We start from the raw sequence: 24,238 nt of genomic DNA on the forward strand, positions 1-24,238 counted from the left end.
GTTTTTGTTTAGAAATCTACTTTAAACGTAAGTGGATCTGCTATCTTCTTTTTCTTATCATTGATGACTTCACTGGATGTGATTGTTAAGTTTTTCAGTTTTTCTGGATCGGTTTCATCGAGGATAATGCCTAGGCTGCCGACTTTCTCTTCGCCAGGTTTTATCTCGCCGTTCAGTTTTTCTAAATAAAAGTCATCCTCCCACGTTACTGTTTCACCTTGGTCTGTTTTAATCTCTGAAACAGGATTAAAATGAGCGTTTTCTTTCCCGTTATTTTTAATTCTTACGTTGACTCGAACATACGGGAATTTATCTTTTTCCGTATAGCCATGGAAGAAATCAATCAGATCAACGGAAGGTGCGTAATCAAGCACTTTTACTTCAGCGATCGTAAGAGAGATTAAATCTGATTTTTGTTCTTCATCCAATTTTGCGTACTTTTTTAGTGTGACGGTTCCATCTTGGTCTTCAACCTTTTTGTTGATCTCTGTTAGCTCTGTATCGTCAGAAGCCTGTGAACTGTCGTTAAATGAGAGTTCTTCTTCATTCTTTGATGGTGTTTCTTGTTTTGGTTCATTCTGCTGTGTTTCATTTTTATTTTCTTGTTTTTCTGTATCAGTTGAACAGCCCGTAAAAATGACAGCTGTTAATCCAAGCAATATCCAGCGTTTGAAAGCCATAAAGGTACCTCCTAAAAGATAAGCACCCCGCTATAAGAACGGGATGCTTTTTTTGTTAGATTATCCTATTGTTATGAAGATTATTTCTTTGCGGCAGACTTGGTTTTCTCTAAAATAGCGAAGATTTCTTTTGCTGTATCCGTGTTGTCGATCTTTCCAGTGAAATTCTCCATTCCAGGTCCATAAGCATAGACGTTTACATCTTCACCAGTATGCCCGTCTGTTGTCCAGCCTGTTCCTGTACGAAGATCAAAGATTTTTTCGATGGCGTTATCGATTTCTAAAACATCACCGCTTTTTTCTTTTGCATCTTTAACAGATTGAACTTCTTCAGGTGTTAATTCAAGGTCAATATATTTCTTTAAAGTTTCTTCTACTGGTGCACCTTTTGCGATTTCTTTTGCAATATAGTCAGGTGTTTTCTTTGCTGCCTTAATATCAGTAGGATCCCACTTGTATTCACCGTCACGTCCCATTGTCATACCGCCTGTTGAATGGTCAGCTGTTGTGATAACAAGTGTGTGCTTGTCCTTTTTAGCAAATTCGATAGCTGATTGGAAAGCTTGTTCAAAGTCTTCCATTTCACTCATTCCTGCAACAACATCGTTGTCATGACCTGCCCAGTCAATTTGGCTTCCTTCAACCATAAGGAAGAAACCATCATCATTTTTATTTAAACGGTCTAATGCAGAGTTTGTCATCTCTTTTAGGGATGGCTGCTCTTTTGGACGGTCGATTTTTTTGTCAAGCTCTTTTGGAGCAAATAAGCCTAGAACTTGTTCGTTGTCATCTTTAAGCATTTGGTCACGATCTGTAACGTAAGAGTATCCATCTTTTTGGAATTCTTTAGTAATGTTGCGGTCTTTACGTTCAAAATAGCTAGTACCGCCACCTAAAATAACGTCAACCTTATGCTTGCCATTTACCATATCATCGTAATAATCATCTGCGATTTGGTTGTAATTTTCACGAGATTCATCATGCGCACCGAATGCAGCTGGTGTAGCGTGATTGATTTGAGATGTAGCGACTAAACCAGTTGATTTTCCATTTTCTTTAGCTTGTTCTAAGACTGTTTTTACATCTTGTTTTTCCATATCAACTGCGATTGCACCGTTGTAAGTTTTGATTCCTGCAGACATTGAAGTAGCTGCTGCGGCAGAATCGGTTACGCTCTCTTTTTTATCGTGAGAATAAGTGGATTGCATCCCTACTAAATACTTATCAAATGCAGTGTCCTCCATCATAGGAGTTTTTTTATCATCTTTATATGCACGGTAAGCCGACGTGTAAGTTGGCCCCATACCATCACCGATCAAGAAGATTACATTTCGAATTTCATTTTTATTCTTATCATCAGCTGATGCCTGATTTATAGCTAAACTGCTTATAGCAAGTGTTGATGCCATTGCAACGGATAGAACTTTTTTTGAAATAGCCATAATAGCCTCCTGTTGTTTTCGTAGTTGTCTTACAGGAAGAAATTATACTCGCATAACATTTCAGTTGGGTTATGAGAATGTAAAGGTTTTGTAAATAAAAGGGAGATTTGTTTGTTGATGCTGTTTGAAGAGGGCTTTGAGGTGAGTATGCTGTGTTGTTTGTCGAAAATCGGATAAAAATTTTTATGTGCGGATATATTTCATTAATACGCGGATATAAATCGAATTACCTTGGATATTGAGGGCGATGTCTATCTAACTGTTTATGTATGCAGAGAAAACAAAAAAAAGAGGCTGTAACTCAGAACTTCGAGTCAGCCTCTTCTATTTGTATCAATTATACGGTTTGAACCACTTTTTCAAGAGCTACTTCTGGTGAAACATAGTCGTAGCCAAGATCCGTCGCAACAGCTTCGTATGTTACATATCCGGCAGCTGTGTTAAGACCCGCTTTAAGAGGTGCGTTTTGAGCGATTGCAGCTTGTGCACCTTTGTTAGCGATTTGAAGTGCATAAGGAACGGTTACGTTTGTTAGTGCGATCGTAGAAGTACGAGGCACTGCACCAGGCATGTTTGCTACTGCATAGTGAACAACACCGTGCTTGTCGTATGTCGGGTTGTCATGTGTTGTGATGCGGTCAACCGTTTCAAAGATACCGCCTTGGTCGATCGCAACGTCAACAACAACAGATCCTGGAGTCATGGATTTGATCATTTCTTCTGTTACCAATTTAGGTGCTTTTGCTCCTGGAATTAGTACAGCACCGATTACAAGATCAGATTCTGCAACAGCTTGTGCGATGTTTAATGGGTTAGACATCAGCGTTTGGATGCTGTTTCCGAAAATATCGTCCAATTGACGAAGACGGTCTGGGCTAAGGTCGATGATTGTAACGTCAGCGCCAAGGCCGATAGCAACTTTAGCTGCGTTCGTACCAACAACACCGCCACCGATGATTGTCACTTTACCGCGGCGAACACCTGGTACGCCTGCAAGAAGGATACCTTTTCCGCCTTTAGGCTTCTCAAGGAACTGTGCACCGATTTGTGCAGACATACGTCCTGCAACTTCACTCATTGGCGTTAATAGAGGAAGCGTACGGTTAAATTCAACTGTTTCGTAAGCGATCGCTGTTACACCGCTCTCCGTTAGTGCTTTTGCCAATGCTGGCTCAGCCGCCAAGTGAAGATATGTAAACAGAATAAGATCTGAACGGAAGTACTTGTATTCAGAAGCAAGTGGCTCTTTAACCTTCATAACCATTTCTGCAGACCATGCGTCTTTTGCTTCAGCAACGATCTCTGCTCCTGCTGCTGCATAATCTTCGTTTGTAAATCCGCTGCCAACACCTGCGTTGTTTTCTACAAGAACGCTGTGGCCTGCAGCTGTTAATGTAATAACACCTGATGGCGTAATCGCTACGCGGTTTTCATTATTTTTAATCTCTGCTGGAATTCCAATAATCATTTGTGAATCCTCCTATATATATAAATTCGTTGAGTGCGTTTTCAATTGTGATTTCAGTATAGTTCGGAGGTAAAAGCTTTGCATTGTTAGGAAATTAGAAAATGAAAAAAAGCATTTGTGAATATTCACAAACGCTCCTGTTTAAAAAGTCTGTTCATCTTAAAATCCAGGTAGATCATAATCTTTTGATGGGGACTTTTCATGTCTATATTTGTAATCTCACTAATGCGCTTTAAACGGTAAAGCAGTGTGTTCATATGGATATGAAGGACTTCTGATGCTTTATTTAGGTTTTCATCCATTGTTAAATATGTCTCTAGTGTATGACAGAGCTCTGTTTTATGCAGGCGGTCATACTCCTGAAGAGACTGAATCATCTCGTTATAATAGCTCTGTCTTTGTTGTTTATCATAAATTGCATCTAAGAACTGGTAGATGCCGAGTTCATGGTAGCCGTTTAAGTTTAGTGTTTCACCGCCTAGCTTTTCCTGGACAGCTAGTACACTGGATGCTTCTTTATAGCTTTTTTCTACTTGTGAGAAAGAAGAGACAAGACTGCCGTATGCAGCTTTTATTTCTGAAACTGAAAATCGTTCTTTCATATGAGTAAAAAAGGACTCAACAAATGATTTTGCCAGATCTAATGGTGGTTCCTTACCGGCGAATGAGGCAAGGAGAAGCATTTGGTTTGCGTCAGCGGCAGACAACAGGACATTGATCTTTTGGTTAACCGCGGCTAAGTAAAGGATGTCTTTTTCTAGAGCAGGTGTAACTTCATCTTCTAGCTGCAAAATAAAAACGGTCGCAGGAAGTACAGGCAAAATGTTGAGTTCATGCAGCTTTTCCAGGATACGCTCTTCTTGAGGAAGGTTTCCCGTAAGCATCTTCCAAAAAAGTTCTTGCCGGTTTTCTTCTTTCTTTTTTGTACCAATCTGCATTTGAAGAAGCTGACTTTTTGCTGAAGCGGCCGCTAGCTTTAATAACTGCATATCATCTTGTGTTAATTGCTTTTCAACTTCTAGTACCCAAATATAGCCGAGAACTTCCTTGTTTTTTCGAATGGAAACGGCGACGCGGTCACCGAGTCCGACCTTTTGGATAGAACTAACCCAAACAGGGTCATCACTTTCTTGCAGTCTTGGAATCACGCCATCTTTCCAAAGGCTGTTCACCACTTTTTCAGGTACGCGGCGCCCAATAATGGTTGCGACGCGCGCTGGATCTGTTCCGTCTTCATGTGTACTGTAAGCGAGGAGACGATGGTTCTGATCTTCAATCGTTACAGGGCATGACAAAACATCACTAATTTTGTCCGCTAAATTTTCAAGACTGCCGAATGTTCCTTTAAAAGGATCAGATTGATAGTTCTTCATTACTTTGTCTCCCGCCATTAGTTACTCTGCTTATATTCTACCGAAAAAGGGAAGGTGATTACAGGAGAAAAACGAATCTTTGTAGAAAGGTAATAAGGTTAAGGATTTAAATTGGATAGGGGGCTTTATTATGAAGTTTAGTGAATTTACATATGAACGACCAGATGTTGCGAAGCTTAAAATGGAATTTGAGGAAGCAGTCCAGGTTTTTAAAGATGCTTCTTCAGCTGAGAAACAAAATGAGGCGATGAAAAAGGTTGTAGCATTGCGCAATAGTTTTGAATCAAAAGCAAGGCTCGCAAAGATTCGCCATACGATTAATACGGAAGACGCGTTCTATAAAGAAGAACAAGCATTTATGGATGAAAACCTTCCTGTCTATCAAGGTATGGTAACGTCTTTTCATGAAGCGCTCGTTCAATCTCCTTTTAAAGATGAACTAGAAAAGAAGTGGGGCAGCCAGCTGTTCCGTTTAGCGGAATTAAAAGTGAAGACGTATTCAGAAGATGTGTTAGAAGATCTGAAGCAAGAAAATAAATTAAGCTCGGAATATGTAAAGGTGATGGCGTCAGCTAAGATTGAGTTTGACGGAAAAGAGCTAAACCTTGCGCAGCTTTCTCCATATGCACAATCGGCAGATCGCGAAACGAGAAAAGCGGCAAGCAAGGCAGGGAATGCTTTCTTAAGTTCAAATCAAGAGAAGTTCGATTCGATCTATGACGAGCTTGTAAAACTTCGTACAGGGATCGCAAAAAAGTTAGGCTACAATAATTTCACTGAACTTGCTTATGACCGAATGGGCAGAACGGATTATAATGCGGCAGATGTAAAAGTGTTCCGCGACCAAGTCAAAGAAATCATCGTTCCACTTTGTACAAAATTGAAGAAAAGCCAGCAAAAGCGAATCGGTTTAGGTGAGTTCAAGTTTTACGATGAGCCGTTCAGCTTTACAACTGGAAATCCTAAGCCACAAGGTGATGCAGGCTGGATTGTTGATCAGGCAAAACAAGTTTTTAGCGGTCTTTCACAAGAAACAGGCGCGTTCTTTAATTACATGGCCGAGGACGAGCTCATGGATTTGGAAAGCAAAAAAGGAAAAGCACCCGGCGGTTATTGTACGTATCTTCAAGACTATACGGCTCCGTTTATCTTTACGAACTTTAACGGATCTGATAACGATGTGCGCGTACTGCTGCATGAGATCGGCCATGCTTTCCAGATGTATACGAGCCGTGGTTTTGAAGTTCCTGAATATCAGTTCCCAACACTTGAAGCGTGTGAGATCCACTCGATGAGTATGGAGTTTTTGACGTATCCGTGGATGGAAAAGCTGTTCGGACCAGACACTGAGAAATACTTATATTCCCACTTAACGGGTGCGGTTGAGTTTATTCCTTATGGTGTTGCAGTCGATGAGTTTCAGCATTTTGTATATGACAACCCGGATGCTTCGCTTGCTGAACGCCGTACGAAGTGGAGAGAGCTTGAGAAGGTGTACTTGCCACATCGCGATTATGATGGATTAGAGTATCTAGAGAATGGTGGCTTCTGGCATAGACAAGGCCACATTTTCCGTTCGCCGTTCTATTATATCGATTACACGCTCGCTCAAATTTGTGCCCTTCAGTTCTGGAAGCGGTCTGTTGAAAACCGTGAGAGCGCATGGGAAGATTATTTTGCGCTTTGCCAAAAAGGAGGAAGTCTGCCTTTTACAAAGCTGGTTGAAGAAGCGGGGCTGATTTCGCCTTTTGAAAAAGGCTGTGTAGCGTCCGTTGTCGGTGAAGTAGAGAAGTTCCTAGCCACAGTTGATGAAGATCAGTTTGCGAAGGCTTAAGATTGAATAGAGATTGGATGAGGAGAAAACCGGCCGTGGGCCGGTTTTTTGTTTGTTAAGGACTGGAGGTTTTAGGCAGGGGGTATAAGAGTGGTTGAAATTTGGTCGCTAAATATCGACTCGCCGATATATGAGCAAAACTCGCCGGATTATTGCCAAAACTCGCGGGATTAACTGCAAAATTTCAGGGATTATTCCTTAAATTTCTCGAATTAATGGCTTAAATACCCAGCTAGGTAATAGATAGAAGTCGTTGAGTTGCTCGAAACTGTACAATATTTGAAGAATTATTGACACTTGTAAAGGGAATGCTGTTTTCAGCTGCACATAAGTTTGTGAATAGGGTCTTGAGTGGTAAAATAATAAAGAAATCGTAGAAGTTTTAAAGACTTTTAGTTGAAAAGGAGTAATACAAAAATGGCTGAAACGAAACAGCGTAACTATACACCGCTAATTATCGGACTATCCATTGCGATCAACGTGCTTGTGGCCGTATTGTTCTTCTTGCCTGAATATGAGGGAGAAATTGCTTTTGATGTAACCTTGCTGCCGCGATTGAACGCGATCTTTAACAGCTTTACATTCGTATTTTTACTTGCTGCTCTTTATTTTGTAAAACAAAAAAACATAACCCTTCATAAACGCTTTATTTTTGCTGCATTTACGAGTACAACATTCTTTTTGCTGTCATATGTGACGTATCATTACTTAACAGAGTCAACGTCTTATGGCGGCGAGGGACCGCTTAAGTACATCTACTTCTTTATTTTGATCACACATATCCTGCTTGCGATTGTGATTGTGCCGCTCGCGTTAATAACTGTTACACGAGGACTCAATATGCAAGTGGACAAGCATCGCAAAATTGCACGCTGGACGATGCCGTTATGGTTGTATGTAAGCTTAACAGGCGTGCTAGTATATTTGATGATTGCGCCATATTATTCATAACAAACAGGGGACTTTTGCTGAGAGAAAACAGCAAAAGTCTTTTCTGTATGGAGAGGAAACAACAAAATGAGTTTATTTTGGATCATACCGGTTGTTCTGTGCGGATTTGGCATCGCTTTAATCGTTTATGGCATCCGCTATAATAAAGAAGATTATGAACATACAAAGCGTTTTGGTACGAGCTATAGTGGCGGAAGTGTTTCGGACACGTTCTTTGGAGCATTAGTTGAGTTCATTTTCGTCGTTGTTATCGACAGGTTAGTCCGATTTTTTCCTAAATGGCTCATCAAAGCTTTCTTATTCGTTATTGGCATAGGTTTTATTGCGCTTGGTGTATATATTTTTTCAGACATGCCGCCGACAACTTAGTATGCGATCCCAACACGTGACTGAGAAAATTGTGGCTGTGGGTTCTTGATTAAAGAGTACGAAAAATGAGCGGTATCACCTGTACTAATTCGGCTGCCGTCTGCAGGCAAAAAGTCTTTATCCACTCGGTATGTTCCAGTTGCTTCACCATCAGGGAGATATGTTGGACAGACAATCGTCCAGTTAAGTCCGCTTTCTTGTAAAAAACGAAACGCTTTATGATGGTCTTCAGCTGCTCGTGTTAGTTTGCGTTTTGATTCAGAAGACTGGTAACGAAGCAAGTGAGGTTCTGTTCGGCTCTGCAAAATGCCGGCTGTTCCAATTGTGATGATATGGTTAATTCCTTGCTTTTTCATCGCTTCAATAATGAGAGGTATACTTTCTGACAGCACGCTTTCTCCATCAGTTGATAGGGTGCTGATTACGATGTCACAGCCATTCATTGCTTTTTCGATATGCTCCTGAACTAAAGCATTTCCTTCTACGACGTGAATTTTTTCTAACAAATTGTCAGGCAGTTTAGCAGGATTCCGCACCAATGCATGAATTTCCATATGATCTGCAGCTGCCAGCTCCGCCAGTTTACTTCCGACTCTCCCTGAGGCTCCTAAGATACATAATTTCATCGCTTTTCCTCCGTTCGGTTTCTTTTGTTTATCATAACATTTCTTTATAAAAGCTGTTTTAGCAGACTTTAAAGATCGAGAAAGTGGTTGATTTCCGTTCCAGGTGCTCCCTTTCCGCGGGGCAGGCGGTGAGCCACATTCGGACGTTTCACTTTTAAGTGTCTCACCTGCCCGCCTGTCCCGCAGGAGTCTCGCACCTTCCACTCCAATCAACTTAGCAAAGAAGAGAAATAAACAAAACAAGCAGGAGCACACTATATATCGCTTTTTAGTTGACCTGTAACGAAATCACCACTTTCAATAACAGAGCAGCATAAGAAAACAGCCAATAAAAAACACCCTTGCCAACAAAGCTGACAAGGGCATTTCTATAAGTTAACGAATGGTGATGATATCTGTAATTCTGTAATCTTCCTTTGCTCCTCTGTAAGAGAAAGCAACGACACGGTATTTTCCAGGCGCGACTTTCTGACCTGAGATTTCACCGTTCCAGTCAAAGTAGTTGTATTCTTTAGGAACATTCTCGTAAGTACCGATCACACCGTGTGATTGCGATAAATCAGCGTCATACAGGACAAGCTCTACTTTTTCTGCAGAAGCAGGCAAGTAAGCAGCGAACGAGAAGTTGTTGTTTCCTAAGTCAGTCGCGCTAAAATGCGTGATAGAAGGGAAGTCAGGTTCTTGAACAAATAAAATGGTTGGAACCTCTACAAGTTTGCTTCCGTCACTGATGCGGATCGTACCTTCATGATAGCCAGGCGCTAGTTTTGATGCATCTACTTGAACATTGAATCTAACGTCTTTAGCGCTTTTTCCGTTAATTTTTACGTTCTTGCTCGTTGTTACTTTTACGCCTTCTAGATCAACATCAAACGTGTATTGTTTCGTTTTATTGCTTAAGTTCTTAATTGTAAAATGTTCACCGCGTACTTCCTTGCCTTTTGTTTTTGAGAATACACCAAATGAATGGCTGCCAGGTGTTACAAGTGTTTCTGTTTCAATGGCTTCAACCACACGGATGCTTCCCGCTCCTTGCGTATTATGAGGGTAGAGCTCTCCCTTAGCGTTATATAGATCTTCTGCTGTATTCATGAGCGCAGCTTTCACATCGTCAACACCCCAGTCTGGATGTGCTTCGAGTAAGAGGGCTGCCGCACCTGCCACGTGAGGGGACGCCATGCTTGTCCCTTGCTTTGCTCCGTAACCATGCGGATTCGCTGGATCATGAGTCGGAACTGTACTTACGATGTTTACACCAGGTGCTGACACATCAGGCTTAATCATCCATGTATCCATTACAGGTCCGCGAGATGAGAAGTCCGCCATTAATTCGCCGACAGCACCAGCAGACTGAATACCAAAGCGTACGGTTACGTCATCTGACTTTGCGAGAAGTGCTTGTCCGTCAGCTTGATTTAACATGATAGTCGGAACAGCCATTCCAGGAACCACAGGCATGCTTCCTGCAACGTTATTATAAATAACCGCACCAGCTGCACCTGCTTTTTTAGCTTCTGTCGCTTTATCTACAAATGGAATTCCTGCACCGCGGCTGATCAATGCGATTTTACCTTCTAAATCTTTTCCTGCAAAATCAGCGGGAGCTCCAAATCCTACATCTACTAATTCGAAGTCTTTTCCATTTAAAGCAAGCAATGCTTCATCTGAAGGAAACCCTTGAACAGCGGACGAAGCATAAGAAGTACCATCAGATGAGGTAGTTGTAGCTGTAAAAACGTTATAAGGAAGCTGAGTTGCCCCGACAGAAATCGCTTCTCTCGATGTTCCAGGGGAACCGACTGTCCAATTGTTTGGTCCGCTGTTCCCGTTGGAGGTTACTGCAACAACACCGTCAGACATCGCTTGATCGAGCGCGATGCTTGTAGCCCAGTCCGGATTGTTTAACGAGTTTCCGAGTGATAGATTCATAACGTCAGCGCCGTCTTCAACCGCTTTTTCGACTCCGGCAATAACGTTTTCAGTCGTCCCGCTTCCTCCAGGCCCTAACACGCGATACGCTAACAGCGTTGCATCAGGTGCCACACCTTTAATTCCGCCATCCGCCGCAACTGTACCCGCTACGTGCGTGCCGTGCGTTGTTTCAGCACCTCTTGGGTCGCCTTTAGGTGTTTCTTGCGGATCGTTGTCTTTGTCTACAAAGTCATACCCTTTATAGTCACCGAACGCCTGGTCTAGGTCAGGATGTGTGTAGTCGACACCTGTATCAATAACAGCGACCGTTACACCTTCACCTGTGTAGCCTGCTTCCCACGCTTGGTTTGCACCAATAAAAGGAGCTGAGTTCATCATTTGAGGGGTTACTTCATCAAATGACTCGTCACTCACATCTTCTCCTGTTGTGTGGTATTCAACATCAGGGTAAACGGCTTTAATGCCTGATACCGCTAACAAGTCAGGAATTTCATTTGCTGGAATTTCTAATGAAAAACCTGAAAAGACATGGTCGTATTCATTGTTGACTTTATATGATTTGGCGCGAGTGGAGATCTCTTTTACCACAGCGTCGCGTTTTGATTTCAGGTTTGATTTTGTTTGTTTTTGACCTTTCTTTTTTGCTTCTAGTACAGAAGGTTCTTTTAATTCAACAATTACTTTTGTAACATGGGAAGAGTTTAAATTATACTTCCCGTAGAGCGGTGCAAGTTCTGGCTGTGCATCCTTAGAAGATGGAGCAGCAGACGCACCAGAAAAAGCAGAGAAAATAAACGTACAAGCTAAAGTTAAACTAGAAGTCTTGCGCAAAAAGTGTTTCATTCAAGCGTACACCCCTTAATTTTAATGTAAAGGTAATCTTCTGCTAACATTTTGAAATACCTTGACAGAATGGTAAAAACAGATATTTTGTCCTTATATTGGAAATTAATTAAGTGTCTTTTGTCCCTGAAAATACTTTGAGCAAAACATGAGGTTGATGATTTAGTCCCATGATAAGATAGGAATATTGTTTTAGAGGAAGTAGGTGAACAAATGGCTCAAGAAGAACGTTATGGATCGATCCAGGAAAATCGGATTATTCCGCTTTGGAGTCTAACGGTGTGGCTAGTAGTAATGAACACGACGATGTTTAACGTAGCTCTTCCAAGTGTAATTTCACAATTTGATTTAAGCCCTACCGCGGGTTCTTGGATTGTTTCAGGATATTCGATCGTGTTTGCCTTATCGACCATTACATTCAGCAGGCTGTCCGATTTTATACCGATTGGAAGGCTGTTAATAACCGGCCTTATCATTTTAGGAATTGCTTCAATAGTCGGCTATTTTTCCAACAGTTTTGAGTTCGTGCTGATCAGCCGAATGGTTCAAGCGATGGGAGCAGGAGCTGTTCCAGGACTCGGAATGGTGCTTGCGACTCGTTATATTCCGATATCACGGCGTGGGCGTGCTATGTCATTAATCTCCTCTGCCGCATCACTTGGTTTTGGTTTAGGTCCAGTGATTGGAGGGGGTATCACACAGCTGTTTGGATGGAATTTCTTATTTGTGGTTACAGGTCTTGTACTGCTGCTTTTACCTGTGTTTAAAGTCTACCTTCCTGTTGAGCAGAAAAGCGAAGGCTCGTTTGACTTTGTTGGTGCGCTTTTAACGGGTGGTGGCGTTACTTCGCTGCTGCTTTATCTTTCTTCGTTCTCATTTTACCTGCTGAGCTTGAGCGCAATATTCTTTATCGTACTCGTCCTGTATTCAAACAAAAAAGAAGATCCGTTCATTCGAGTAAGTTTATTTAAGAACACAAGATATGTCTCGATCTTACTTATCGGTCTTATCGCATTTATGACTCATTTTGCATTTTTATTTGTTATGCCGGTCATGCTATCTAATCTGTTTCAGAAAGAGCCTGCTACGATTGGTTTTGTTATTTTTCCAGGAGCGATGCTCTCAGCGTTTGCCGCTATTTATGTAGGACGCTGGATCGACAGATTTGGAAACCTTCCTGTCATGCGCGCAGGACTTTTATCGCTGCTTTTATCCGCCATATTGTTCTCCCTTTTTGCAACAAAAGCATTTTACATGACGGCAATCTTTTATATGTTTACGAGTATCGGATTTTCAAGCTTAACATCCAGTTTAGCGAATGAGAATTCCAGGATTTTAAGTAAAGATGAAGTGGGTTCAGGCATGGGGATGCTCCAGCTTGTTCAATTTTTTGGAGGAGCACTAGGTGTAGCAGTTGCAGGGCTGTTAATTGAAGGACAAAAAGCTTTTGCGCTAGATGTGATCTACCGAAATGTGTTTATTTTTTATACGATTCTAGTGGTCGTGTCGTTTGTCATCTATCAAGTGAAGATAAAAAGAAAGGTGAGCCTCGGAACGTAAATAAATTCCTAGGCTCACCTTTTTTTGTTATTTTAGCATCTTAAAATCATACGAGTAGATGGATTTGCCTTTGATGGATCGCAAAATATCGTTCAATCCTTTAATCTTAATATCTTCTATTTTCTTCCCTTCCGTTAAGGAATAACTCTCAATGTAATATTTTTCTTTCAGTTTTTCGTTATGTCTTACTACGTATAGAAGATTATCTTTGAAAAATAGTTCTTCGTTATGCCTAACACCGTCTTGTGGTGCATCTTTCACTGTAAACAAGTTACTTACCTTTGAGGTTTTCGTATTGAAGGCATATACTTCGCCTAAACCATTCGCGTAATAAAGAACGCCGTTAAATAAGTGCGCAGAGTTTTTAATATTGTAAGGGATGTGTGCAATTAAATTCTTGTTGTTACTGTACGTGGATATTGTGTATTGGTCTTGAATTAGGGTCTTTTTGTTGATGCGATAGAGGACGATGTCTTCACTTGTTTCGTTAACAATCTCCCTTAGAACGACATAGTAAAATTGCTCATCACTAAGAACAGGGGAAAAGCCGCTTAATTCTAAGTTCTTTGGATTTTTTAACTTTACGATATCTTGAACTTTGACGTCATTATTTGTTAAATCTACTTTTCTAAAATAGTATTCGTTTTTCTCCGTATCATGTGTTAATACGACTACATCATTTTGATCATTCCCGGAACTAGAAATGTAATAGGGAATGTTTCCTTTATTGAATCCATCTTCGTTCCCATACACTACGTTTGAATCATACCCACCGTCAGAACTTATGCCCGTGTTGAAAATAGTAAAATATAGATTTTTCTTCTCCAGGTAACCCGTTCTTTCTCCTGTATACTGCGGTTTCTCCATATTAAACTCTTTAAATGTGTTTCCTATTAAACGGATTTTGTTTTTGTCTACTAAAAGGACCTCGTTATCAGAAGTGGTTAAACTGCCAAGTTCCAGACCGTTCATCTTGAAAGCATCTGCTTCACCATTGTCATTAATAAAAACAGCTAAACTTATTCCTTTATCATCCATGTCTTGGTCAGCAGTCGTTGAAAAATACATCACAGCTTGCTTATCTTTTAAAAAGTTACCTTGTTCTATGCTCTCTTTCTCGATGGAATAGGAAGCATCAATGCTTTTGTCAAAAAAGAACTTGTAGACGAAACTGCTAACTAAAATGATAAGTACGCATGTAATTAATAGTTTTTTCATGTGATCACCTTTCAGAGAAAGAAGGCAATAAGTCGCAGTGATACGGCCTTATTGCCTTATTGTATTATATATTCCGGACTAGTTTGGTAGCGGGAGCATCTCTTACATCTCTAGGGTAAACCCCTAGACCGCCATCCACATCCAGATCAAGATTGCCATTTAATTTAAAAGCTGACCAAATTAACTTCGAACAGTTCTTATCTCCAATATGTGAAGTCGTTCGGTTGGTTACAAAATTATACGAATAATCGTCGATTCCTACGCGGCTAAAAGCCCAGTTTGCTGCGTTATTACGGTTTGTTGTACTTGTCGTGACGGATTTAACCTGTGCATCTCCTTGATCAACTTTTCGTAACGTAGTGGAGATCGTGCGAACGCCTGTATCAGGAACCGATTCAACAATCGTGCTGCTCGTGTAATACATGCCGACATGCCCGTGATTCATATAAGCAGTCTGTGAGGCTGTGTAGTAGAAGTTGCCTTTCGTACTGGTACCGACAGAAACTGTTCCTCCGCTGCCGCCCATCGTACCAAATTCACCTTTAAGCTGTTTTTCATTTTTTCCTTTTGTTTCGTCGTTCTTAAGTTCGGTATAAATTTGTTTGAGCAGGGCTTCTTCTGTATCACCCGTGTTCTTTGCGATGGATCGAACAGTTGAAAGTAATTCTTTTGAGGTTAAATCAGGCTGCATTTGCAGAATTTCATCTTTATAAGAAAAATTGTGACTTTGAGCAAAAGCACTTGGTACCGAAAAAGCTGCGAGACAGAATGCTAAAACACTAGATACTAGATGTTTTTTCATATTCCAAACCTCCTGCCGTAATACGGGACCCCTTTGTCGACAGGTTTAATTTACCATTTATATACAGAAGCGTAAATATGAAAACGAGGAAACAGTATGGATGACTTATGTGTGAAATGGAAGATACTTCAAAAGAACTGTCAAGGTAGTAAGAATTAAAAGATAAAACGGGCCATAAGGTGCTGTAGAAAGATAGTAAGAAGGGATGCTTTCGGTGAGGAGTCAAAATAAAGGAAGTAATTTAAAATGGTGACTTTCTTGTAGTGGAAATGGAGCATTTCCCCAGGTGAAAAAAATGAAAACAGAGCGGGAAATAAATTGTTTGGGGTCAGACCCCAACAATTTATTTGAAAATTTTTTAAAAACTTTTAAAGTAAATGCCGATACATAAATTGAAATGCCTAAACAGGAGAACTTTTAACGAGTGAAGAGAATAAACGGAAAGGACGAGGGACGAATTCGTGGAAAGAAACAAAGAACTGATTGATTCATTATTGAAACTTCAGGAGCTATTAGACACAGAACCAGATACAGTAGACGCCATACCCGCTTTCACACAATACATCCGTTCTTTTTTACGTATTAAACCAACAGGCCGAACATTGCCAACCATTGAGATCATGACGCTCATAAAAAGAAGAAAGCCGAACTTATTCTATATACTTAAGCGACATTCCAAAGATGATATGATGATCATGCTAACATATCTCGATATGGATTATGAGCAAGCACAGATAAAAGTAGAACGTATTTTACAAGGAGAAGTCATCGCCTAATAAGCGGTGATTTTTTTATTTTACCTGTCTTTCGTTATAATAAGAAAAAGGAGTGAGGAGATTTGCAAACCGTTGGATTTATTGGAACAGGTGTAATGGGAAAAAGCATGGCTGGCCACTTGATAAATGCAGGTTATCCGGTCCATGTTTATACGAGAACAAAAGAAAAAGCGGAGGACCTGCTTGAAAAAGGTGCTATATGGGCGGATACGCCAAAGGAGATCGCTCAAAGTTGTGATGTAATCATTACAATGGTCGGATACCCGAAAGATGTAGAAGAAGTCTATTTAGGAGCTGACGGGCTGATTGCACATGTGAAAGAAGGCTCTTACTTAATCGATATGACTACATCGAGTCCACAGCTTGCGCAAAAAATTGAGCGTACCGCTGCTGAACGAAATATCTCAGCACTTGATGCACCCGTTTCAGGAGGGGATATCGGGGCAAGAGATGCTAAGCTATCCATCATGGTTGGCGGAAAAGAATCTGCGTTTAACGACATGAAGCCAATCTTCTCAAAGATGGGAACAAACATCGTGTACCAAGGAAAAGCAGGTGCAGGTCAGCATACCAAGATGTGCAATCAGATTGCCATTGCCTCAGGTATGATGGGCGTTTGTGAAGCGATTCTTTATGCGGAAAAAGCAGGATTAAATCCAGAGACTGTCTTAAAAAGCATTGAATCAGGTGCTGCGGGAAGCTGGAACTTAAGCAATCTTGGGCCAAGAATATTAAAAGGTGATTTTGAACCAGGTTTTTACGTGAAACATTTTATAAAAGATATGACGATTGCTTTAAACTCAGCGGAGGGAATGGGATTATTGACACCGGGACTTTCCCTCGCAAAGAAACTATACGATGAACTCGCAGAAATGGGCGAAGAAGATAGCGGCACGCACGCGCTTTATAAACGTTTAGCGAACCAAGGGTAAAAATACCTTGGTTCTTTCTTTTTTTTTTGCTCTTTACAAAACGAAACAATTACGATTTAATGTAGTTGGCATATTTTATTTTTACATTTTACCTCTTTCAAATGTAGCGATTCTATATTTTGTGGAGATTCATAGACTAAAATCTCAAATCTAGATTTACATAGTACAAAGAGAAAAGGAGCGCTGAAGGATGAGAGACATTGCAACAAGAGATTCTGTAAGAAAAGAGATGATAGGCCTTTTATTGCTAGCTATCTTCATTATTTCTTTTCTATTTATGGAAGAAATCAAAAATGATTCTGTATTTGAAAACCTGCCGAGTTCCATCATGCATGTGAATACGGTGTTTTTAAGTATTTTAATAGAGGCAGTTCCTTTTATTTTATTGGGAGTTTTCGTTTCAGCCTTAATTCAAACCTTTGTATCAGAACAACATATTCAAAAATTGATTCCGAAAAATCCCTATGCGGGAATTGGAGCGGTTCTGTTCATGGGTATTATCTTTCCAGTCTGTGAATGTGCCATTATTCCAGTTGTAAGGCGTTTGATTAAAAAGGGCTTGCCGCTTCATTTGGGTGTTGTTTTTCTATTGACGGTTCCAATTGTTAACCCGGTTGTTATTCTCTCCACGTTTTATGCGTTTCGAACCAACATGACTGTGGTGTATGGCAGAATTGGACTCGCTCTTTTAGTAGCGATCGTCATTGGATTAATCATTTATTGGGTTTTCCGAAATGGAGACCAGTTAAAATCACATGTTCATTATAGCGGACATGATCATTCACATGGCTTGTCGATCAGCCGCTGGAAACAAACGGTCTATCATGCATCAGACGAATTTTTTGATACAGGAAAGTTTCTTATCTTTGGAGCTTTTCTAGCAAGTATGTTCCAAGTGTTCATTAACCGAAATGACCTGTTGGCACTTAGCAGTAATGAGTGGTCATCAACAGGATTAATGATGGGACTCGCATTCTTGTTATCCATTTGTTCTGAAGCAGATGCGTTTATCGCAGCTTCGTTTGGAAGCTCGTTTACGGTGGGATCGATCATTGCTTTCTTGGTTTATGGGCCGATGCTGGATGTGAAGAACATGCTCATGATGTTCGCGTATTTTAAGACTCGCTTTGTATTCGTATTAATGGGCTTGATTACGTTCGTGGTTTTTGCTGCGGCTATGGTATTTCAATACGTATAAAGAAGGAGGTAAGGTGATATGAAAAAAGAGAATCAAGACTTTCACATCTATTTAAGAGGAATTATCTTAATCGGTTTTATGCTTCTATTAATTGGTTTGATTACTTCGGGAAAGCTCAATTACTATGTTGCACCTAAAATGCACATATTTGTTTACTTTGCCATTGCAATCTTTGCCATTTTAGGAGTTATGCAATTTTTCAGAAGATCGGACAGCCAGCAAGAAGAGGCTTGCGGATGTGGAGTAGACCATGCACCAAAAGGCAAGCCTCTCAAGCATTTTTTTATTTATATGATTTTTGTCATTCCTCTTCTTACAGGGTTTATGATTCCTGAAAAAGCGATGGATAGCTCTGTAGCTGAAAAACGCGGCATTCGTTATGGAACCGGATTGTATGCAAAGCCAGCTCAGCAAACAGACGATGGGAAAGTGGTACCGACTCAAGAAGTGGATGTTGAAGCTTATCTAGAAGATCCAGAGGGCTATATTAAGAAGATGGAAGAGAACGTAAAGAAGGAAAATCCGATCGAAACGTACGACATCACGGACTATTATAAAAAATTTGGAAAAGAACAATTAGAGAAAGACAAAGTGGTGGTTACATCTGATCATTACCTCGATACGATGACTGTCCTTGACGTCTACTTAGACAAGTTTATCGGGAAAGAAATAGAGACTACTGGCTTTGTTTACCGTGAAGAAGGAATGGGCGAAGATCAAGCAGTGATAGCCCGTTTTTCCATGAACTGCTGCAGTGCTGATGCGGTGGTATATGGGACAATTATTGAAGGTGAAGGGGTTTCTAAGCTGAAGTCTGATGAGTGGTACACAGTTATGGGGAAAATAGATGAAACAGAGTTAAATAAAGTGCGTTTGCCATTAGTGAAGGTTGAATCAATGAAAAAGATTAAACCTCTTAAAGATCCATATGTGTATCCGAGCACTGAAAGCCTAGGAGCATATTAAAAAGCGGAGGAAAGTTTCCTAACGGGTTCGGTTGAGAGGTGCAAAATGATAAACCGAACCACTATTAGTGATGTTAATCGCATTGATATTAACAATAAAATAGCATTAGAAAAAGTGATGGAATAATCCATCACTTTTTTTGATTTGTTTTCTTCAACTAGCGCACCCTTATGTTTAAGTAATTAGTTCATAAGGTTATCCGAAAAATTATTCTTTAATTATTGAGTAGTGCGTATAGATGCTTTAAGCGGAGCAAAGCAGTATGCTAAAACTACATCTGGACGATTAAGTGGACCTGAAATTCTTAAATCAATAAGTCATTTAAACGTATTATCTGACATCCTTTACTTTCATAATAGTCTATCATACCAACAATTTTCTTTTTATCATAACTGGTAATACAATCTGATAGTACACTAACCCCATAGTTTGATTTGCGTAAGTTATAGCAAGTTGACTTAACACAAGCAACAGCGTCAGCTCCAGTGATGTAGAAGTCGTCTATTTCATTTTTATTAATGAAGTCCGCGAATTCTTCACTTGTTAATGCGTTCCCTTTATATTTTGTAAAAACATTTTTTGATACGATTTTCAAATCTGGAACTAATTCAGCACCTCGTGTATCCGTTTTGAACGTTCTCGTGCCAGGTGACAAATTCTCATGTCTTATATAAACAACATGGATATTATTTTCGACCGCCCAATCAATTGATTTGTTGATATTGTCAATGATATCTTTGTAATTCTTTGTTATGTCATTTTGAATATCAATTATTACTAATGCTTTTTTCTGCAAAATACTTCCTCCGCTTTTTTGATATTAGTATACGTAAGTACCGACAATAAATAGTTCAAATAACACTGTTACACCAATAAAATAAGATACTTGTGCAAACAATCCCCAGTCTTTGTCTTTGGCCAACTGCATAACATACAGCGCTACGGCAGAAACGATAACGGGTACTATAAGCGAGCTTCCACTAAAAGTGAGGTACTTTGGTGCTATCGTATAGAACGTACTATTGAACAGGGATTGAATGACATAAAGCTGGGTTAGGATAAAGAGTGCGATCGACACCCACTTTGCCCAAGGTTCTTCTTGTTCGATTACATCAATTCGTACAAAATACAAAATACCTAAGAATAAGATAGGAGGAACCACCCAAATAAAGGCGTTCGTCATCGCGATAAACGATACGACAGAAGCAGCAAGTGCATCAAAAGTTGCGTTATACACATCTTGTTTATTGATGGATTGGCTCTCTTTTTTAATTTCAGGATTCTGGCTGGCTAAGAATACTCTGTAATCACTTACCGTTTCTGCTTTTATCCAAGCGATTGTTTGCTCATCAATATAAAAAGGATACACAGAGATTTTATCTGTTGTGCTAATACGTGTTGCTTTCCAATCTTTGTTGTTTAGAGTTGCTTTATAAATGTTTCCAGCTTCCTTCTTTGCTGAAATGGGTCCTGTAGCTGAAAAGAGAATAATAGGCTGATTGTTTTCTATATTTAGCTGCTGGTACATTGGATTCTTCATTTCGTAACCTAATTCAGACTCTATAAAATTTACAGCTTTAAAGGAAAGAGCTGTAAATTGGTCAGAAGAAGCTTCTCCGTAAAATGTTTTAAATGACTTTGTTCCTTGTTTTGATGAATAAAACGTGTAAATAAAATATACTTTACTATCCGATTCTGCAAATCGGAAATTGTAGATCTTATCGTTAGGTGTCTTGCTGTATTGAATAATTGAATTCGCTTTATATTGATCATCTTTTTCTTGTAAATAAAAAACTTCCATCTGAACTTTTTCGCCAACGGTTGCGATAAACGAATTGGATTCAGAGTGTCCTGTTAACTCTGAAAGTTTTTCTTTTGCAGAATAAATGATACGGCTCTTCCCGCTTTCAGGATCATATACATATACCTCATTGCCTTTTGAATAAGCAAAGCGGCTCTTCGAATCAGCTAATAATTCTACATCTTTATCTAAAACGGTTTGTTTACCATCTTCATAGAGGATAAGTTCCCCGTTTGAAACAAATGCAATTTGATTGCCGTTCGTCCAAAACTTTCCCCTTTCATCAAGAGGCAGATTCTCTGTCTTTTGTGATATCACATTTAATTTTTCATCTAGAGTGGTCACCTTTAAACCATTCTTTTGCTGGGTATAAATCTGATATTGGTTATCAGCTTTAAATGCGATAGGTTCGGCACTAATCGATTCTACAGGTGTACTGACCGATCTGCTCCAGTCAGGGTTTGGAAGTTTCGTCTCACTCAGAATATTATTCCAAACAACAGCTCCTAAAAGCAGCAAAACGCCAGCTAAGGGCAGTAGCAAAGCCTTGTAATTTGATTGATTACTTTTCTTTTTCTTTTTTGGTCTTAGTTCGGTGTTCATAGCTGTAAAGCCCCCTTTTCTCTATAAAAAGAACAAAATATAACTATTCGATAATAAGACGGATATACCTGTAAATTCTATTCAATTTTTCAAAAGTTTTTGGTTCTTTGGAAAGGGGATAGGTTCCGAAGAGAAGTTTTTAATAAGAATGGATAAAAAGTAGTAAGTACTGAGTTGTGATTTTTTTAATGATACATCAATTAATTACAAATATATTAATAAATGATAATAAAATACTACCTATTATTTCTGAAAATAGGTATATAGACCCGTTATAAAGAAAGTGCAAGTGGAAGATTTTATGATAAAATTAAAAAGTCGCAAAAATGCGAAAATTCTGTTAGGGGGGATTAGGGGATGAAACGTGTTCTTACTAGTTTTGCAGCCGCTTCCGTTCTCGCTGGGACTTTTCTGTGGACAAGCCCGCCAGCAGTAGAGCATGCAGCTGCTAATAAACTTAATGACGAAGTAGCACCGGTTGATTTAGGGATAGTCAACCAAGACCGTCTAATTAAGTCATTGGTACAGCGTGGGGTAATTAAAGAGGGGTTAACTCCACAGCAACAAGAAGCAGAGCTTAATAAATATTTAAAGAAACGTGCGGGTGGAAGTTCAGTTCATCTTCACGAAAAGCACGATGTAAATGAAACAGCTAAATACTTAAAGAGTCAGATGAAGGCTCCAACTGACAGCGGTTCAACAACAACTTCTCCTGGTAAAGGTGGAAAGAAATCAGGAACAGCAACAACATCTACATTAAACAGTGCTCAGGCTGAAACTTATACAGGTGATGTAAGACAGGATCAAGTATTAGTCTTGTTAATCGACTATGATGACTATAAAGAAGGCAGCATCACACCGTCTGAAACGGATTTCCATTATCCAAAGTACACGAAAGAACACTATCAAAACATGATCTTTGGTGATAAGGGATACACAGGTCCAAACGGCAAAAATATGGTTTCTATGAAACAGTTCTATCTTCAGCAATCGGGTGGTTCTTATACGATTGATGGGGATGTGTACGGGTGGTATACAGCAAAAAATCCAGCGGCCTATTATGGCGGAAATAATGACTCCGATAATGATTCTAAACCGCGTAACCTAGTGGCAGAAGCGTTGGCAGCAGCAGCTGCCAACGGTGTTGATCTAAATGCTTATGATAAAGAAGATATTTATGACCTTGACGGCGACGGAAACAAACGTGAGCCAGATGGACTCGTTGATCATTTGATGGTTGTTCATGCAGGTGTAGGTGAAGAAGCAGGAGGCGGTAGCTTAGGAGCTGATGCTATCTGGTCTCACCGTTGGAATCTTGGCGGTATATATGCAATTCCGGGCACTTCAACTTCCGTTCCATACTGGGGCGGTGCACTTGGTGCTTATGATTACACGATTGAACCAGAAGATGGAGCTACAGGTGTATTTGCCCATGAGTTTGGCCATGATCTAAATTATCCGGATGAGTACGATACAATTTACTCAAACCCATACGGCGAACCTGTTTCTTATTGGTCTATCATGTCTAGTGGAAGCTGGGCAGGGGAAATTCCAGGAACAGAACCTACTGGATTTAGTCCACTTGCAAAAGAATTCTATCAATCTACTATTGGCGGTAAGTGGCTGCAAGGAAAAACGGTACATGCTAACAATTTAGGTAAAAACGGCGTAACGGTAACACTTGATCAAGCCTCTACAAAAGGTACGAATGAAGATGCTGTACGTATTGATTTGCCAGACCAAGTAAATCAGATTACTACTCCAGCTTCTGGATCGTACGCTTATTATGGCGGAAGAGGCGATGAGATCGATCATAAGATGACAGCAAATGTTGATTTAACGGGTGCTACATCTGCGACGCTAGATTTTGACGCTTGGTATAAAATCGAACAAAACTGGGACTACGCTATGGTTCAAGTTTCTACAGACAACGGCGCAACGTGGAAATCTCTTTCTTCCTCTCGTACGAATAGTGATTTAGTAGAAGAGGGCTACCCAGCAATCAAAGATAACCTTCCTGGTTACACGGGGCACTCTAATGGATGGGTTCATGAAACGATTGATCTTAGCCAATATGCAGGTCAAAACATCAAGCTTCAGTTCCGTTACATGACAGACTGGGGTACAAGTGAAGAAGGGTTCTTCGTAGACAATGTAAAAGTGACGAAGAATGGTGCAAGCGTGTTTGAAGATGGAGCAGAAGGTACTCCGAAGTTTGCACTAGACCATTTTGAAAAGCATCAAGGAAAAGAATTAAAGTCTCACTACTATTTAGTAGAATGGCGTAACCATGATGGTGTAGACAATGGATTGGCACATTTAAAACGCGGAAACTCTATCATGTCTTATGATCCTGGTATGGTGATTTGGTATGTAAACAAAGCTTACGATAACAACTGGGTAGGCTCACATCCGGGTAAGGGATTTGTAGGTGTTGTTGACTCACATCAAAACGTTCACCACTGGGGTGGGAATGTAGCCACTGGTGACCTAGCTAGCACACGTTATCAGATATATGATGCACCATTCAGCACTGTTAAAGGCGCAGACCTTAACGTTGACTATGGACAAGGAAACCATATGTACAATGCGGCAAAATCTCCAGTATCTTTATTTGATGATACTAAGAACTACTGGAGCCCATCTAGTCCTTCATCTGGTTTGAAGCTTCCTTCGTACGGATTAAAGATCCAAGTGTTAGAAGAAGCAGCTGATAGAAGCACAGCTAAGATTAAGATTTACAAATAATATAAACTTATCTGACCTAAGAAGCGATTTGCTTCTTAGGTTTTTTAAATCCTTTTGAAAATTTTGTAGAACAATAAGTATTCCCTTGGAAATAATGTCGAAATTAATCGCGGTTC

The 24,238-nt window shown here is 40.0% G+C and carries 20 protein-coding genes; 9 read left to right on the forward strand and 11 right to left on the reverse strand.

Annotated features, from left to right (window positions below; genetic code table 11):
* Nucleotides 1–8 precede the first annotated feature (8 nt).
* The 4 genes from QUF49_RS01230 to QUF49_RS01245 all read right to left on the reverse strand — a co-directional run bounded on the left by QUF49_RS01230 (nucleotide 9) and on the right by QUF49_RS01245 (nucleotide 4,963).
* Nucleotides 9–680: a DUF4352 domain-containing protein gene (locus QUF49_RS01230; RefSeq protein WP_289493943.1), complete on the reverse strand. Its 672-nt coding sequence runs from the start codon at nucleotides 678–680 to the stop codon at nucleotides 9–11.
* Between the two features lie 80 nt (nucleotides 681–760).
* Entirely contained in the window at nucleotides 761–2,122 is a 1,362-nt protein-coding gene (locus QUF49_RS01235; protein ID WP_289493944.1) for an alkaline phosphatase, read from the reverse strand.
* Between the two features lie 337 nt (nucleotides 2,123–2,459).
* Nucleotides 2,460–3,590: an alanine dehydrogenase gene (gene ald, locus QUF49_RS01240; RefSeq protein ID WP_289493945.1), complete on the reverse strand. Its 1,131-nt coding sequence runs from the start codon at nucleotides 3,588–3,590 to the stop codon at nucleotides 2,460–2,462.
* A 125-nt stretch (nucleotides 3,591–3,715) separates the two neighbouring features.
* Nucleotides 3,716–4,963 carry a PucR family transcriptional regulator gene (locus QUF49_RS01245; protein ID WP_289493946.1) on the reverse strand — a complete coding sequence of 416 codons (1,248 nt, stop codon included), beginning with the start codon at nucleotides 4,961–4,963 and terminating at the stop codon, nucleotides 3,716–3,718.
* A 130-nt stretch (nucleotides 4,964–5,093) separates the two neighbouring features.
* On the opposite strand from QUF49_RS01245, the gene QUF49_RS01250 reads away from it, so the two are divergent.
* The 3 genes from QUF49_RS01250 to QUF49_RS01260 all read left to right on the forward strand — a co-directional run bounded on the left by QUF49_RS01250 (nucleotide 5,094) and on the right by QUF49_RS01260 (nucleotide 8,117).
* Complete coding sequence (locus tag QUF49_RS01250) at nucleotides 5,094–6,797, forward strand: M3 family oligoendopeptidase (protein ID WP_289493947.1); 1,704 nt, start codon at nucleotides 5,094–5,096, stop codon at nucleotides 6,795–6,797.
* Between the two features lie 417 nt (nucleotides 6,798–7,214).
* Entirely contained in the window at nucleotides 7,215–7,748 is a 534-nt protein-coding gene (locus QUF49_RS01255) for a DUF420 domain-containing protein (protein ID WP_066244499.1), read from the forward strand.
* A 66-nt stretch (nucleotides 7,749–7,814) separates the two neighbouring features.
* Nucleotides 7,815–8,117: a hypothetical protein gene (locus tag QUF49_RS01260; protein WP_289493948.1), complete on the forward strand. Its 303-nt coding sequence runs from the start codon at nucleotides 7,815–7,817 to the stop codon at nucleotides 8,115–8,117.
* On the opposite strand, the gene QUF49_RS01265 is transcribed toward QUF49_RS01260, so the two are convergent.
* The 3 genes from QUF49_RS01265 to QUF49_RS01275 all read right to left on the reverse strand — a co-directional run bounded on the left by QUF49_RS01265 (nucleotide 8,114) and on the right by QUF49_RS01275 (nucleotide 11,518).
* Nucleotides 8,114–8,743 (reverse strand): NAD(P)-dependent oxidoreductase, encoded by a 630-nt coding sequence (locus QUF49_RS01265; RefSeq protein ID WP_289493949.1) that lies wholly within the window; start codon nucleotides 8,741–8,743, stop codon nucleotides 8,114–8,116. The genes QUF49_RS01260 and QUF49_RS01265 overlap by 4 nt on opposite strands.
* A 68-nt stretch (nucleotides 8,744–8,811) precedes the next feature.
* Nucleotides 8,812–8,940 carry a hypothetical protein gene (locus QUF49_RS01270; protein ID WP_289493950.1) on the reverse strand — a complete coding sequence of 43 codons (129 nt, stop codon included), beginning with the start codon at nucleotides 8,938–8,940 and terminating at the stop codon, nucleotides 8,812–8,814.
* A gap of 178 nt (nucleotides 8,941–9,118) precedes the next feature.
* Nucleotides 9,119–11,518, reverse strand: a complete 2,400-nt coding sequence (locus QUF49_RS01275) for a S8 family serine peptidase (RefSeq protein WP_289493951.1) — start codon at nucleotides 11,516–11,518, stop codon at nucleotides 9,119–9,121.
* Nucleotides 11,519–11,731: 213 nt separating this feature from the next.
* On the opposite strand from QUF49_RS01275, the gene QUF49_RS01280 reads away from it, so the two are divergent.
* Entirely contained in the window at nucleotides 11,732–13,078 is a 1,347-nt protein-coding gene (locus QUF49_RS01280; RefSeq protein WP_289493952.1) for an MFS transporter, read from the forward strand.
* Nucleotides 13,079–13,105: 27 nt separating this feature from the next.
* Here the strand turns inward: QUF49_RS01280 and QUF49_RS01285 are convergent, their stop codons facing one another.
* Nucleotides 13,106–14,296 carry a hypothetical protein gene (locus QUF49_RS01285; protein ID WP_289493953.1) on the reverse strand — a complete coding sequence of 397 codons (1,191 nt, stop codon included), beginning with the start codon at nucleotides 14,294–14,296 and terminating at the stop codon, nucleotides 13,106–13,108.
* A 64-nt stretch (nucleotides 14,297–14,360) separates the two neighbouring features.
* Nucleotides 14,361–15,098: a hypothetical protein gene (locus tag QUF49_RS01290; protein ID WP_289493954.1), complete on the reverse strand. Its 738-nt coding sequence runs from the start codon at nucleotides 15,096–15,098 to the stop codon at nucleotides 14,361–14,363.
* A gap of 461 nt (nucleotides 15,099–15,559) precedes the next feature.
* Between QUF49_RS01290 and QUF49_RS01295 the strand changes: the two genes are divergently transcribed.
* From QUF49_RS01295 to QUF49_RS01310, 4 genes are all read left to right on the forward strand, one after another.
* On the forward strand, nucleotides 15,560–15,874 hold the full coding sequence (locus QUF49_RS01295; protein ID WP_289493955.1) for a hypothetical protein: 315 nt from the start codon (nucleotides 15,560–15,562) through the stop codon (nucleotides 15,872–15,874).
* A 62-nt stretch (nucleotides 15,875–15,936) separates the two neighbouring features.
* Entirely contained in the window at nucleotides 15,937–16,806 is an 870-nt protein-coding gene (locus QUF49_RS01300) for an NAD(P)-dependent oxidoreductase (protein ID WP_289493956.1), read from the forward strand.
* 190 nt (nucleotides 16,807–16,996) lie between these two features.
* The gene (locus tag QUF49_RS01305) at nucleotides 16,997–18,004 is read left to right on the forward strand and encodes a permease (protein WP_289493957.1); all 1,008 of its coding nucleotides are present in this window, start codon (nucleotides 16,997–16,999) and stop codon (nucleotides 18,002–18,004) included.
* 18 nt (nucleotides 18,005–18,022) lie between these two features.
* Nucleotides 18,023–18,970, forward strand: coding sequence for a TIGR03943 family putative permease subunit (locus QUF49_RS01310; RefSeq protein ID WP_289493958.1), 948 nt, complete (start codon nucleotides 18,023–18,025; stop codon nucleotides 18,968–18,970).
* Between the two features lie 304 nt (nucleotides 18,971–19,274).
* Here the strand turns inward: QUF49_RS01310 and QUF49_RS01315 are convergent, their stop codons facing one another.
* Together QUF49_RS01315 and QUF49_RS01320 are read right to left on the reverse strand one after the other, a co-directional pair.
* On the reverse strand, nucleotides 19,275–19,766 hold the full coding sequence (locus QUF49_RS01315; protein WP_289493959.1) for a cysteine hydrolase family protein: 492 nt from the start codon (nucleotides 19,764–19,766) through the stop codon (nucleotides 19,275–19,277).
* A gap of 24 nt (nucleotides 19,767–19,790) precedes the next feature.
* A complete protein-coding gene (locus tag QUF49_RS01320) occupies nucleotides 19,791–21,374 on the reverse strand; it encodes a hypothetical protein (protein WP_289493960.1) in 1,584 nt (527 codons plus the stop codon).
* Nucleotides 21,375–21,731: 357 nt separating this feature from the next.
* Here QUF49_RS01320 and QUF49_RS01325 point away from each other — a divergent pair, with 357 nt between their 5' ends.
* Nucleotides 21,732–24,122 (forward strand): immune inhibitor A domain-containing protein, encoded by a 2,391-nt coding sequence (locus QUF49_RS01325; RefSeq protein WP_289493961.1) that lies wholly within the window; start codon nucleotides 21,732–21,734, stop codon nucleotides 24,120–24,122.
* Nucleotides 24,123–24,238: the final 116 nt, after the last annotated feature.

The organism is Fictibacillus sp. b24, from assembly GCF_030348825.1.
Taxonomy (GTDB): Bacteria; Bacillota; Bacilli; order Bacillales; family Fictibacillaceae; genus Fictibacillus.

Coding starts and splice junctions, on each gene's coding strand:
- QUF49_RS01245 (WP_289493946.1), bottom strand. CDS start 4,963: ATGAAGAACTATCAATCTGATCCTTTTAAAGGAACATTCGGCAGTCTT.
- QUF49_RS01310 (WP_289493958.1), top strand. CDS start 18,023: ATGAAAAAAGAGAATCAAGACTTTCACATCTATTTAAGAGGAATTATC.
- QUF49_RS01285 (WP_289493953.1), bottom strand. CDS start 14,296: ATGAAAAAACTATTAATTACATGCGTACTTATCATTTTAGTTAGCAGT.
- QUF49_RS01305 (WP_289493957.1), top strand. CDS start 16,997: ATGAGAGACATTGCAACAAGAGATTCTGTAAGAAAAGAGATGATAGGC.
- QUF49_RS01290 (WP_289493954.1), bottom strand. CDS start 15,098: ATGAAAAAACATCTAGTATCTAGTGTTTTAGCATTCTGTCTCGCAGCT.
- QUF49_RS01280 (WP_289493952.1), top strand. CDS start 11,732: ATGGCTCAAGAAGAACGTTATGGATCGATCCAGGAAAATCGGATTATT.
- QUF49_RS01275 (WP_289493951.1), bottom strand. CDS start 11,518: ATGAAACACTTTTTGCGCAAGACTTCTAGTTTAACTTTAGCTTGTACG.
- QUF49_RS01325 (WP_289493961.1), top strand. CDS start 21,732: ATGAAACGTGTTCTTACTAGTTTTGCAGCCGCTTCCGTTCTCGCTGGG.
- QUF49_RS01320 (WP_289493960.1), bottom strand. CDS start 21,374: ATGAACACCGAACTAAGACCAAAAAAGAAAAAGAAAAGTAATCAATCA.
- ald (WP_289493945.1), bottom strand. CDS start 3,590: ATGATTATTGGAATTCCAGCAGAGATTAAAAATAATGAAAACCGCGTA.
- QUF49_RS01230 (WP_289493943.1), bottom strand. CDS start 680: ATGGCTTTCAAACGCTGGATATTGCTTGGATTAACAGCTGTCATTTTT.
- QUF49_RS01260 (WP_289493948.1), top strand. CDS start 7,815: ATGAGTTTATTTTGGATCATACCGGTTGTTCTGTGCGGATTTGGCATC.
- QUF49_RS01235 (WP_289493944.1), bottom strand. CDS start 2,122: ATGGCTATTTCAAAAAAAGTTCTATCCGTTGCAATGGCATCAACACTT.
- QUF49_RS01255 (WP_066244499.1), top strand. CDS start 7,215: ATGGCTGAAACGAAACAGCGTAACTATACACCGCTAATTATCGGACTA.
- QUF49_RS01250 (WP_289493947.1), top strand. CDS start 5,094: ATGAAGTTTAGTGAATTTACATATGAACGACCAGATGTTGCGAAGCTT.
- QUF49_RS01265 (WP_289493949.1), bottom strand. CDS start 8,743: ATGAAATTATGTATCTTAGGAGCCTCAGGGAGAGTCGGAAGTAAACTG.